We start from the raw sequence: 13,372 nt of genomic DNA on the forward strand, positions 1-13,372 counted from the left end.
AAATACAACAAAATTACAAAATTTTACGAATTGCTTTTATTTTAGACGCATCCAAACTCAATTTACGTTGATTATCCATACTCACTCCGCCTCTAAAACCTATATAAGTTGGTGTGTAGGTAGCCACTTTCGCTAGATGTTGTATATTGAGTGATCCTGCCAATCCAAATGCCATTGCATGATGTTTGACCTGTTTTGAAAAAGACCACATCTGTTCGTCTGTATAATAATCCATGAACGTAGCGCCATTTTTCTTTGCAGTATCTAACATGACACCGTAGAAACCTGCGCTCTTAATCAGATCAATCAAATCCTTTGGATACTGAGTCTCAGCAAATAAAACGGCTATCAATTTAACGCCTTTTTTTGCAATACCACTTAAAACATCTAAACACGGCTGATAATGCTCTGATTCAAAAAAGCCTATCTTTACAAAGTCAACGTTTGTACTGGCAATAGCCAGCACTTGTTGCGAAATTAAATCCGCCTGCATTGGCAAGTCACCCACCGTCGCACTAGTGTACTGTTGTGTATGAGTTCGATGTGCATTCACAAAACTCACTACCTCTTGGATAGTCTTGATAGGTAGTGCGCCTAATGCGCCTTGGTGAGGATCTTTTAAATCGATCAAATCTGCACCATGCGCTAAGGCCAGCCCTGCTTCATGAACATCTGTCACGCTAATCAATAATTGTGTCATGCCAATGTAACTCTTCAACCAATATCGTTCATAAATTAAACCTAGTTTTCTTATACCAAGCTCTCATAAGCTAGGTTCTCTTAAGCTAGGTTTTCAGAGTCAAGCGCGGCTTTATGGTTTTCTACCACTTCAATCAACCAACCCCAAGCTTCTAACTCTCTTGGTCCAGCTGTTTTCTCAATAGCAATGGTTAAATAATCGATTTCTTGGCAGATCTTTTCTAATGGCAATCTTTTTAAACGGCTGACTAACACTGCAAGTTCAATCACCGCTGCTTGCGCTCGATTAAAGCCTTGAAAGGGTTGATGGTATGCCTCATGCACTACCTCTAGAAAAAGTTGCGGACGTATATCGTCATCCTCAAACTTCACCAACTTAAGTTCTTTGTGTGCCAACACCTCAGTTAATCGAACACCATTAACTTTGGTAGCTGGCGTTAAACTGCCAGCAGGCCTTGAAGTCAAGGCGGCAGCAAACACACGTACGTCATCTGTTAAATTAACGACAGCATGCCCTGTTGCTAATATATTCGCTAAAGTCGTCGATGGCTTAAAAGGCGCAATCACCACTAAGCCATCTTGAATACGTATGCCAAAAGGCGTAACGTGGGCAACACCTTGAGCATCTACAGAACTAACAATGGTTTCATAAATCATGCGTTAACTTTCATTTTACTGCGAGTGATATCAAGTCTGCTGCTAACATTCATGCACGCTCGAGTTTTCTAAACATCTTTCTTAGCACGCTTTTCTTTAATAGAAGCTTCACGATGTGCGGTTTTTCCTTCGATATCAGTGCGCTTTGCATTGATACCCCAGTCTAATTCCTGATCTTGCACGTAACGCTTACCCAATTGCCATGCGATTTGCGCGCGAGCCAACTCAACGCCCAAGTAAAATGCATGTGAGGCATCGTTATCCACTTTTAAATGTGGGTATAAGATAAATGGATCAAGCGCATCATAAATACCATCTCGGTTATAAACATGCAGCCCTTGCTCACTCACCTGAATGCGGAAGCTTGGATCTTTGATTTGCGATGCAATTTCTTTAATCTCGTCTGCGCTATAGGTAAATGGCCGTCTATCATGTAGCCCAAGTAAAGCATTGCTATAACCCCTAGGTAGCCGCTCATCTCGTTTTGCAGCATGCATGGTACGCCTAGCAATATCAGCCTCTGCAATTGCATTAACTGCGTGAGGGCTTACTGAGGTTGCCAGTACAGCACCTACATTAAGCTCACTAATCATCCCGAACAGCAATGCATTGATTCCTGTTGTATCTGCATCAGTCAGCTCAGTTAAGTTACCAATCCCCATCATAATCTCAATATCAGGGTATTTTTTACGTAACTGATGGTAGCGGACTATCGAATCAGTCAATCCAAAATGTATCGGGTCCAAAATTGCATCAGCAATAAAAGGCTTACCTAACTTAAGACATCCCTCAATCGCACGATACAACGAAGGCAAGCTATGCGGTTTTGCTGGAATCAAGATTGGCGTAGAAGCGACTTCTTGTGCAATCCAAAGTGTTTTTTCAGTAAGGCTTAACAGATAATCAGCACCAGCATGCCCTGCTGTCAGCAAATCATCTGTATTGAGAGAATCGACACTGACATCTAACCCTTGCTGCTTAAGCGCTTTAATGGTTTCTGCAAGATGAGGGAAAGGCACAGTCGGCAAGCAACCAAGGTCGATTACATTGGCACCCTGCGCCTGATATTGCAACGCCTTCTGCAGCACGCCTTCCACACTTAAATATGGTGCATCTACAATCTCAGCAAATATTTTTACTTGATACTGGCTTAGATCAGGCACAACGCCCTGATGTCCAAAGTATTGAGGTAGGTCCTTTAGATCTGCTGGACCGCGCTCAACAGGCACTCCATATTTAGCCTCAAGCATCGTTAAGTCACCTTGACACAAGCCGGGTACAATCACCTTGTCGGCATCACCGGTTTCTTTCACTCTACGCGCAATTAAATCTGGCGTCATTAACGCAGCGACAGAAACACCTATTTGTTCCACACGGTACTTAAAAGGCGGTGTTTTAGGATTACTTTGCACTTCACTTAATACTTTGTTCAGACTTTTTTCGGCAAGCTTACCCGTTAAAAAAAGTAGATTCTTCGTCATACTAGTCAGTTTGTAACGCCAACTTTAAATGCTGTTGGATGCAATTGCTTAAACTATCCATATCCTCAACAACGCTAGTCATCTCAAACGCTTTAAGTTTTGTAATATTATCTAAATCAATCTTACGTGGATACACTTTAACGACATGATCTCGAGGTGCTTCTGACTCAAGTTCTGGCGCAGTATCGCATGCAAATACGATACTAGGGACACGTGTTTTTCCTGCTTGTGCGTATAAGTTAGTCACTAAGCTGTCAGAAAAACCGTAAGCCATTTTAGCAATCGTGTTTGAAGTTGCCGGTGCGATGACTAAGCCATGATATTTGCCCTGATAAAACAACTCTACAGGAACACTGCTCGCCGTTTTATCCTGATAAACACGATGGCCAGCAGCACTTAACACCTGTTGAAAACCATATTGCTGGATAATCTCAGCACCTGCCCTACTTAGAAAAACATCAACATTTTCTAATGTATTGAGAATTGCAATTGATTCACGCAAATAATGACCAGAGCCTGTAATTGCCCAAGCCAAACGCCGACTTTTCTTATCTATCATTTTTAACCAAACTTATACTTTGAAAACACATGACAATCACCACAAAACAAAACACCAGACGACATCTTTGAAAACATCGACAAAGACTGTCTGGCGCACTAATGATGAGCAGCCATGGTTGTGTAAATATGATGCTAATGACTTTTAATGCATTAGCATCAAACGATTACTGATTAAGCAAAAGGATGCTCAATGACAATCGTTTCATCACGTTCTGGACCTGTAGAAACAATGGCAATTGGCACACCGCACAATGCTTCTAAACGTTTTAGATAATTTTGTGCATTTTTAGGCAAGCCATCCCACGTTTTTACACCAAACGTAGTTTCAGTCCAGCCAGGTACAGTTTCATAAATCGGCTTACATCCAGCCACATCGTCTGCACCGATTGGTAGCAAATCAATTTTTTTGCCGTCTAGCTCATAGCCTGTACAGATGTTGAGCTCTTTGATGCCGTCCAACACGTCTAACTTGGTGATACACAAACCAGTTAGGCCATTAATCATGGCAGAGCGACGCAATGCTGCCGCATCAAACCAGCCACAACGACGTTTACGTTTGGTCACAGTGCCAATTTCTTGGCCTTTATTCGACATCTGATAACCAGGTAAACCTTGTGTTTCAATATCCAACTCGCTAGGGAATGGACCACCACCTACACGCGTTGTATAGGCTTTAGTAATGCCTAATACATAATGCAACATATTAGCACCCACACCTGTACCAGCCGATGCCTGCCCTGCGATACAGTTGCTTGAAGTCACGTATGGATAAGTACCGTGGTCGATATCCAGCAAGGTGCCTTGTGCGCCTTCAAATAACAGATTCTCACCTTTAGCATTCGCTGCATAAATTTCTGCAGAAACGTCCGCAATCATCGGTTTCAACGCGATTGCCTGCTGCATACTCGCATCGAACTGCTGATTAAAATCTACCGGCTTAGCATCAAGATAATTGGTTAACACAAAGTTATGGTAATCCATGACTTCACGTAATTTTTCTGAGAAACGCTCAGGATAAAACAAGTCATACACACGCAGAGCACGGCGCGCCACTTTGTCTTCATAGGTTGGGCCTATGCCTTTACCAGTAGTGCCGATTTTTTTCTCGGCACTGCGTTTTGCTTCACGCGCCACGTCTACCGCCACATGGTGACTCATAATGAGTGGGCAGCCAGGGCTTACTTTTAAACGATTACTGACCTCTAAACCGTCTTTTTCTAAAGCGGCAATTTCTTTAAGTAAATGTCCAGCATCTAACACTACGCCATTACCGATATAGCAATTAACGCCAGCACGCACGATACCTGAGGGCACAAGATTTAGTTTATAGATACGCTGCGCATCACCTTGGCCAACCACTAAAGTGTGACCCGCATTATGGCCGCCTTGAAAGCGCACAACACCTTGTGCATGATCGGTTAACCAATCAACAATCTTACCTTTACCCTCATCGCCCCACTGCGTACCAATGACGACCACATTTTTTGCTGCTTTATTTGCCATAACGTTTACTTTGATTAAATATTAATTTTTTAAAATAGAGATGCTGTCCAAGACAAAACCGTTTGTGATAACTAGTTTTTCACTACATCAACAACATGCCAGCCTGAATTGTAATGCTCTAACTTCTTATTGCAATTCAGTTCAGTTAAGTCTGCATCAGATCCAGCCAAGGCCTCAATCACAACATAACCCTCATTTCTTAGGCTTTCGACTTTACTTGCAAGCAAAGCATCTTCTGAAGCTGGTGCATAAATCGCCATCTCAGATTTCGCTGGTGGTAGAGCACTCACTACACCACGTAAATCAAGGCTAAACCCAGTCGCTGGACGAGCACGTCCGAAAGATTGTCCAACCTCATCATAACGACCGCCTAATGCCAGCGGGCCTTTGTAGCCTTGTGCATATGCAGCAAATACAATACCACTATGATAGTGATATCCACGTAACTCACTTAAATCGAAACTCACACTAGCACCGAGCTGATCAATTGCATTACTGACCTGCTGTAAACTATCTAAAGCCTTTTTAATGGCTGGTGTTGCAGGTAATACATTAAATGCTTTAGCTAAAATAGCTTTGTCACCATTAAGCTCTGTTAAATTTAGCAACGCTTCTCTCGTTGTATGATCCAGTGCTTTTGTCAAAGACGCCACTGCAGGCTGATCTTTACTTTGCAACGCGGCATATAAATCCTGCTCTAACTGTGCATCTACATGACTAGCCTCGATCAAACTACCAAATACATTAACGTGGCTAAAATCCAGATGAATCTCATCAATGCCAATCGCTTGCAATGCTTTAATCAATAAGCGCTGAATCTCGATATCACTTTCGATGCCAGCATGACCATATAGCTCAGCACCAATTTGCAATGGCTCGCGTGTCAACGCCAGCCCATCAGGTTTAGTACGTAGGACGCTCCCCGCGTAACACAAGCGTGTAACCCCCTGATGATTTAACAGGTGTGCGTCGATTCTGGCAGCCTGCGGTGTCATGTCAGCACGTACACCCATGAGCCGACCAGTTAACTGGTCAACCACTTTAAATGTAGCTAAATCCAAATCATGTCCCGCACCGGTAATTAGAGACTCCATGTACTCTAACATTGGCGGAATCACATACTGATAGCCATGCACTTTAAACAGGTCTAGCAATTTACGACGTAAAACTTCAATTCGCATAGCCTCTGCAGGCAATACATCTTCAATATATTCAGGTAACAACCAATTACGCATATTTATCAATCATTTACTTAATAAAATTAAGAGCAAGCCGCCAACTATGGATATCAAACCAACGAAGCGGAGTTGCCCATCTTTCAATGTCACCATTTTTATAAAGGTTTCTCGCCAGACTTGAGGCATCAGCAATGGAAGCAAACCCTCAAGTACCAGCATCAACCCTAAAGCAGCTAACAAATAGTCGCTCACCACAACCTGCTATTTTCTGTTTGGGCTACGCATGTATTTAAAGAAATCTGAATTAGGATCCAGCACCATTACGTCACTCTTGCTCTTAAAGCTGTTTTTGTAAGCTTCTTGGCTACGATAAAACGCATAGAACTCTGGATTGCGGCTATAAGACTGATTGTAAATTTCACCAGCTTTAGCATCACCCTCACCTTTGGTTTTTTGTGCTTCGCGATAGGCTTCGGCAATAATCACTTCACGCTGTTTATCAGCATCTGCACGAATTTTCTCTGAAGCAGCAGCGCCTTCAGAGCGCAGTTGATTAGCTAAACGCTTACGCTCTGCAATCATACGGTCAAACACAGACTTACTTATTTCCTCTGCATAATCAACGCGTTTTAATCGTACATCAACCACTGCGATACCCATTTGACGAGCTTCAGCATCAGCCGTTTTACGTAAGTTATCCATCACGGCACCACGCTCACCAGCAATCACATCACGCACAGTACGTTTACCAAACTCCGTACGTAATACTGCGTTAACCACTTTAGAGAGCCTATCCTCTGCGGCAGCTTCGCCACCCTCTTTAATGGATACGTAGTATTTTACAGGATCAACAATGCGCCATTTTACAAACGAATCCACCATCATGTATTTGTTTTCGCTAGTAATAAACTTTGCTGGTTGCTCCCAATCAAGCGTCAAAATACGATTATCAAAGTATTTAAGGTTATCCACGAACGGTACTTTGAAGTAAAGACCAGGCTCTTTATTGACGGATACGATCTCACCAAGTCTTTGCACAATCACATACTGGGTTTGGTTCACTGTAAATGCAGAGGCTGATAGCAACATCAACCCAACAATCACCATAATTATTATGTTTTTTGCCTTATTCATTATTTTTCCTTATCTACTTTCTCTATCTCGGCTGCGAAAAGCTTCTCTCGAGCGCTCTGTAGTAGCTGCTGCTGAATCAAAAGCTGCGCCTGACTCAGTTTGCGGATTTAATGACTGTACGGATTGAGACTGAGGAGCATTAGACGCGCCAGTCGCATTGATTAATTTATCCAACGGCAAATACAACAGGCTATTACCAGCCTTTTGATCAACAATCACTTTACTTGTATTAGATAAAATCTGCTCTTGCGCATCTAAATACAAACGCTGACGTGTCACTTCTGGCGCATTATTGTATTGCGCTAAAATCTGATCAAATCGACTTGCATTACCTCTTGCTTCACTTTCAACTTTCAACTTATAACCAGCTGCCTCTGATAACAGACGCGAAGCGGTACCACGTGCTTTCGGAATCACGTCATTAGCGTAGGCCTGGCCTTCATTGATTTGACGTTGATTGTCTTGATTGGCACGGTTAACGTCCTCAAAAGCCTCTTGTACTTGCTCAGGAGGCTGAGCACTTTGTAGTGACACACTGATAATCTTTACACCAGTCTTGTAGCTATCCAATATCACTTGCATGCGCTCAGATGTGTCAACTAAACCTTTTTGCAACAGATCATCCAGTTTATTTTTACCCACAACTTCACGAATCGCAGACTCAGCGGCAGACATGACAGCAGTATCTGTTGATCGGTTATTGAACAAATAATATTTGGCATTGTTCAAGTTATATTGCACTGCAAATTGCAGATCAATAATGTTTTCATCTTCGGTTAGCATCAAAGCCTCTTTAGGAAGCTTGGTTTTACCGCCTCCAGAACCTTCTGCACTACTTCTATAGCCAACCTCGAGCCTACGTACCTGCCCCATATTGACGACCTCTACAGTCTCAATAGGGTAAGGCAAGTGCCAACGCGGGCCAGGCTCAGTCGTTTCATCTAGCGCTTTACCAAAACGCGTCACCACGCCAGTAGAGCCTTGGTCCACAATGTAGAATCCAGAACCAAGCCAAACAAGTAGTACAAACCCGATAATCGGCACTATTGGCAAATTAATGTCCCCTGATGACGGACGTTTTGGCTGAGAGTTTGATTGATTACTGCCGTTTTTTCCAAACATCGCATTTATCTTGCGGCTTAGATCACGCATCACTTCATCAAGGTCAGGTGGCCCTTCATTATTTTGCTGTCTCCAGCCAGGGAATTTAATCATTCATCACTCCAACACTAAAAATTGAATTACTTTAAAATCTGGGTTTAAGTTTAAAATCTAATTCAAACAATTTGCTAATCAACATCAGCACATCAAACTTTATACTTCACAATTTACTTAACACTTAAACAAAGGCACTTTCTTCAGTACTTTGCTTTTGTAAGTACTGATAATGTTCTGCCATCGCCAACCTCAAAAACTCAAGCCCCTCACCTGTTTTTGCCGAAACATGTAAGCTCGTAATTCTACCATACTCATCACGGTCGACAGCAGGCTCCAAACCCACGCGGTCTATTTGGTTATACACTAGAATCTGCAGTACATCAGAAGCACCGATTTCATGTAACACCTTATTCACTTGTGTAATCTGCTCATCCCGATTGGTGCTAGCCGTATCTACAATATGTAATAGTAAATCAGCCTGTACAGCCTCTTCTAAAGTAGCGCCAAACGCCTCCACCAATGCATGCGGTAAATGCTTAATAAAGCCAACCGTATCTGAAAGTACAACCGACCCGCAACCTGCAATATAAATCTTATGCGTGGTTGTGTCTAAGGTTGCAAACAGCTGATCTGCGGCATAGAGATTGGCCTTAGTCAGCCGATTAAAAATGGTAGATTTTCCCGCATTGGTGTAACCCACCAACGACACAGTCATCACATTAGAACGCTTACGTGCTCTACGCTGCATACCGCGCTGCGCTTTTAATTTAAGCAACTTCTCTCGTAACTGTTTAACGCGCACACGTAACATACGACGGTCCAGCTCTAACTGAGTTTCACCAGGGCCGCCACGAACACCGATACCACCTTTTTGGCGCTCCAAGTGAGTCCAGCCACGTACTAAGCGCGTGGAAAGATGCTCGAGCTGAGCAAGCTCAACTTGTAATTTACCCTCGTGCGTCTGTGCTCTCTGGCTAAATATGTCTAGAATTAAGCCAGTTCGATCCACGACACGCGCCTGTAGCAGGCGCTCCAGGTTGCGCTGTTGTGATGGTGTTAAATCATGATTAAAGACAGCAATATTGGATTCAGTTGCCCGCATCATCTGCGACAACTCATCAGCCTTACCACTGCCAATAAACAACTTAGCATCAGGCGCAGACCTTTTCCCCTCTACTTTACCAAGCACAGCAAGCCCTGCACTTAAGCTCAATTGACGAAGCTCTTCTAAACTTTCTTCGTAATCATTTTCGCCAAAATCAACACTTACCAATATGGCAGCTTCGCCACCGCTTGGTCTATCAAATAAATCTTTCAACGCTTAATCATCACCTTCAGACAAACTAATATTGACTGCACGCGCAGGTACAATCGTCGAAATCGCATGCTTATAGACCATTTGTGTCACAGTATTCTTAAGCAAAATAACATATTGGTCAAACGAATCGACTTGACCTTGCAACTTGATACCATTCACGAGATAGATAGATACTGCTACATGCTCTTTGCGCAGTGCGTTGAGAAATGGGTCTTGTAACATTTGCCCTTTTTGATTCATGATGTCTCCTATTGTTTGGAGTTAAATAAAATTTACCACTAATGGCCATTATTAAGACCATATACAAATATCTTACTCTCGTTAAGATATAGAACAACCAAATTCGTTCTTTAATTTAATTAAATTTAAAATTTAGCGTCTTTAATTCGCACCATTACTTCATCCCTACCAAGTAAAAACATCACCTGATCAATACTTGGTGACTGCGCGATACCGGTTAACATCACACGTAAAGGCATTGCTACTTTTGGAAATTTTAACTGAAACTCAGTCACTACATCATTCAACACATGATGAATGGCCTCAGCCTGCCATTCAACCGCAGCCAGTGCCTCCGCAAGCTTCTGCATGGCTGGTTTAATTTCTGCTGTTAAATGCTTCTCTGCAGCCGCTTGGTCAACCAATGGTTTCTGATAAAAGTAGGCGATACTATTGGCTAACTCGTTCAAGGTGTGCGCGCGCTCTTTGTACAGATCAATCACTGCTGCCAGATTAGGGGTTGCCGTGACTTGCACGTCTAGCTTAGCAAGACGCTTAGTCACATCACTCACTAGGTAATCAGAACTTGCCTGTTTAATATAGTGCGCATTGAGCCATCTAAGCTTTTCAGTATTAAATTGTGCAGCAGATGGTGTGATGTGGTCTAAATCAAACCACTCACAAAACTGTTGCGTACTAAAAATCTCTTCATCGCCATGACTCCAGCCTAAGCGCGCTAAATAGTTAAGCACAGCTTCCGGCAAGTAGCCTTCATCGTCGTACTGCATCACACTAACAGCACCATGACGCTTGGACAACTTCTGACCGTCATCACCTAAAATCATTGATAAATGTGCATATTGCGGAATCGTGGCATCAAGTGCTTTAAGCATATTGATTTGACGTGGCGTATTATTGACATGATCGTCACCGCGAATCACTTGTGTAATTCCCATCTCCCAATCATCTACCACAACACAGAAGTTATAAGTAGGCGTACCATCAGCGCGTGCAATGATCAAATCATCCAGCTCTTGGTTGGCGATGCTAATCTCACCCTTCACCAAATCATTCCATACCACATGGCCGTCTTTCGGGTTCTTAAAGCGAATGACAGGCGGAACATCTTGCGGAGGTGCAGGCAACACCTTGCCCTCTTCCGGACGCCAGCGACCATCATAGCGTGGTTTAACACCTTGCTGCATTTGTAACTCACGCAGGGCATCCAACTCGTCTTTACTACAATAACAATAGTACGCACTGCCTTCATCCAGCATTTTTTGAATCACTTCTTTATAGCGATCCATGCGTTGCATTTGATAAAAAGGACCTTCGTTGTAGTCCAAACCCAACCATTGCATACCATCAAGAATTGCTTGCACAGCTTCAGGTGTACTACGGGCGACATCGGTATCTTCAATACGCAGAATAAAGTCACCTTGATGCTTTTTAGCAAAAGCCCATGAAAACAGAGCGGTACGTGCACCACCGATATGAAGAAAACCTGTTGGACTAGGAGCGAAACGTGTACGAACTGTCATAAGTGTTGATTTTTTACTATCTATATTGTTAGAACGTCATTTTATCATGGTCGCACGGAGTCTAAAAAATTAAAAACAGATTAATGTTTCAATCTATCCAAGCGCGACCAAACAATATTAGATCAATCAAAGCGCTAAATACTCTGCCAATAAAAAACCATGTGGCATACTACTTGCTTTTATTACTACACCTAGTGAAAGAATGTAGTTAAAAATGGCTTTTCTCCAAAACTTGTTCAAGAATACATCCCGACCTAAGATGAAAACATCGATGGATTGGATGAGTCAAATCAAAGGCATGGATGACATCTCTGCCATTGAGTTTGCGACTGCAAAATTAGGCGATGACTTCAAAGCGAACGCATTTAACAACCCTGCTAACTTAGAAGCATTATTCACTATAGACGAAAACACACACATCATTGTCGAAACAATCACAACCCATTTCATTCATATCGAACATATCAGCGTTGAGCTGGAAGAACGGGTATCAAATGCTGTGTTTTTTTATCACCGCCAGCTATTCTTAATTTACTTCTCGTTAATTGACCATTTTTATGATCAATACCAAAAGCACATCCATATTTTCCTAGCACGTGCGCTTAGAAATTCAACGCAAATGATTAAATGGCGTTATTACAATTATCAAAGTGCACCAGCCAATGTATGGCTACAAATATCTCAACTTTACTTGCTGGCTGAAAATCTATCGCTTTTAAACGCAAAAATCCAACCCTACGCAGACCTTGAGCCTATCTCACTATCTAATGCATATATACAAGTATGCATGCTGGGGACACTGGAGAGCCTTAGCCTAAAATGTGAACAAATTGAATTGGTTTGTAAAATGCTGGCGATTTGGACATCAAAAACCACTGTAGATAAAAAATTTGATGAACAGCAACATTTGTTCTATGTGGATACCACTAGTAACAAACCCGCTAAGCGTATTCGCACTTTCAAACCGGCTAGTACTTATCGTTACTGGGATTTTGATACTGTCATTTCCAAAATAGAACTTTGCATGTCTCTTATCGAATTCAATATCTCACCTAAACAGCCGTTCATGAAAGAACTGGTTTCCCATAAAGATGCCTTCAACACATTTGAAATATTGAATACTGAGTGGTCACGTGTTGATTACAACCGCCAGCGCCGAACAGAAGACCGCAATCGAGCTGCATCTAGTGCAACAACTACTTTTGGTTTTAAAGAGGTTTGCGAACAACTCAAACAAGTTGAGAATATCAAGATGCAACGTGGTGAGCGTGGTTATCTAGGTGAAAAGTCATTTGAAGAACGATTAGCATCTCACAACATCAATCGCAACGAACCCAATATCATTCACATGGACTTAAGTACTGTTCACTCAAGTATCATAGATCAATCCAATAAGGGCTTAGGTTTACATGTCAGCAAACACGCTCACGAAGTGAATTTGGGTATGCTAATCGGCATTTCTACCAAAGAACTCAGAAACAATACCAAGCTTGGCATCATCAAGAACATCAGACCTATTGCCAACGGTGAGTTACATCTAGGCGTTGAGCTACTTAGCAATATCGGTTTTTACTCACAAGGTGAGAACATGAGCCTAATAACACCTAAAGTCGCAGTCTCTATAGGGGACCCCGGGGCCAAAGACAACTATTTCGCTAATACAGTGTTTGCTAACACAACCAGCTTTTTAGATAGTAGCTTTGGCACCGACCCGAGCAACTTCACCTGTATTTTCTTACCTAAGGAACAATCACTGTCGAAACAAGAGACGCTGCTTATTCCTAAGCTCCAATACAACAAGAATGATATTTTCAAAGTACAAATACTTGGTGAAGAGATACTTTTAAGATTCACCAAGTCTTTTGAACGTCATGGCAACTGGGTACGCGTCACATTTACCACCGACATCAGCAAATAATCAAA

13 protein-coding genes are annotated in these 13,372 nt (G+C 42.3%); 1 reads left to right on the top strand and 12 read right to left on the bottom strand.

Features of this window, described 5'->3' with window-relative positions:
• Window positions 1-13: 13 nt before the first annotated feature.
• From FG24_RS11380 to gltX, 12 genes are all read right to left on the bottom strand, one after another.
• Window positions 14-700 (bottom strand): (5-formylfuran-3-yl)methyl phosphate synthase, encoded by a 687-nt coding sequence (locus tag FG24_RS11380; protein WP_036303507.1) that lies wholly within the window; start codon window positions 698-700, stop codon window positions 14-16.
• Between the two features lie 80 nt (window positions 701-780).
• A complete protein-coding gene (locus FG24_RS11385) occupies window positions 781-1,356 on the bottom strand; it encodes a DUF447 domain-containing protein (RefSeq protein WP_036303509.1) in 576 nt (191 codons plus the stop codon).
• Between the two features lie 68 nt (window positions 1,357-1,424).
• Window positions 1,425-2,837, bottom strand: a complete 1,413-nt coding sequence (locus FG24_RS11390; RefSeq protein ID WP_036303510.1) for a DUF6513 domain-containing protein — start codon at window positions 2,835-2,837, stop codon at window positions 1,425-1,427.
• Window position 2,838: 1 nt separating this feature from the next.
• Complete coding sequence (locus FG24_RS11395) at window positions 2,839-3,396, bottom strand: flavoprotein (RefSeq protein ID WP_036303512.1); 558 nt, start codon at window positions 3,394-3,396, stop codon at window positions 2,839-2,841.
• Window positions 3,397-3,569: 173 nt separating this feature from the next.
• Window positions 3,570-4,901, bottom strand: coding sequence for an adenylosuccinate synthase (locus FG24_RS11400; protein ID WP_036303513.1), 1,332 nt, complete (start codon window positions 4,899-4,901; stop codon window positions 3,570-3,572).
• 71 nt (window positions 4,902-4,972) lie between these two features.
• The gene (locus FG24_RS11405) at window positions 4,973-6,136 is read right to left on the bottom strand and encodes an ATP phosphoribosyltransferase regulatory subunit (protein ID WP_036303514.1); all 1,164 of its coding nucleotides are present in this window, start codon (window positions 6,134-6,136) and stop codon (window positions 4,973-4,975) included.
• A gap of 9 nt (window positions 6,137-6,145) precedes the next feature.
• Entirely contained in the window at window positions 6,146-6,331 is a 186-nt protein-coding gene (locus FG24_RS11410) for a DUF2065 domain-containing protein (protein ID WP_036303517.1), read from the bottom strand.
• Between the two features lie 9 nt (window positions 6,332-6,340).
• A complete protein-coding gene (hflC, locus tag FG24_RS11415; protein WP_036303519.1) occupies window positions 6,341-7,213 on the bottom strand; it encodes a protease modulator HflC in 873 nt (290 codons plus the stop codon).
• 9 nt (window positions 7,214-7,222) lie between these two features.
• Window positions 7,223-8,428, bottom strand: coding sequence for an FtsH protease activity modulator HflK (hflK, locus tag FG24_RS11420; protein ID WP_036303521.1), 1,206 nt, complete (start codon window positions 8,426-8,428; stop codon window positions 7,223-7,225).
• 124 nt (window positions 8,429-8,552) lie between these two features.
• The gene (hflX, locus tag FG24_RS11425) at window positions 8,553-9,689 is read right to left on the bottom strand and encodes a GTPase HflX (protein ID WP_036303523.1); all 1,137 of its coding nucleotides are present in this window, start codon (window positions 9,687-9,689) and stop codon (window positions 8,553-8,555) included.
• Between the two features lie 3 nt (window positions 9,690-9,692).
• A complete protein-coding gene (gene hfq, locus FG24_RS11430; RefSeq protein WP_019898964.1) occupies window positions 9,693-9,929 on the bottom strand; it encodes an RNA chaperone Hfq in 237 nt (78 codons plus the stop codon).
• Between the two features lie 125 nt (window positions 9,930-10,054).
• Window positions 10,055-11,449, bottom strand: coding sequence for a glutamate--tRNA ligase (gene gltX / locus FG24_RS11435; protein WP_036303526.1), 1,395 nt, complete (start codon window positions 11,447-11,449; stop codon window positions 10,055-10,057).
• Between the two features lie 280 nt (window positions 11,450-11,729).
• Between gltX and FG24_RS11440 the strand changes: the two genes are divergently transcribed.
• Window positions 11,730-13,367 carry a hypothetical protein gene (locus FG24_RS11440; RefSeq protein WP_036304313.1) on the top strand — a complete coding sequence of 546 codons (1,638 nt, stop codon included), beginning with the start codon at window positions 11,730-11,732 and terminating at the stop codon, window positions 13,365-13,367.
• Window positions 13,368-13,372: the final 5 nt, after the last annotated feature.

Origin of the sequence: Methylotenera sp. L2L1 (assembly GCF_000744605.1) — a bacterium.
GTDB lineage: Bacteria > Pseudomonadota > Gammaproteobacteria > Burkholderiales > Methylophilaceae > Methylotenera.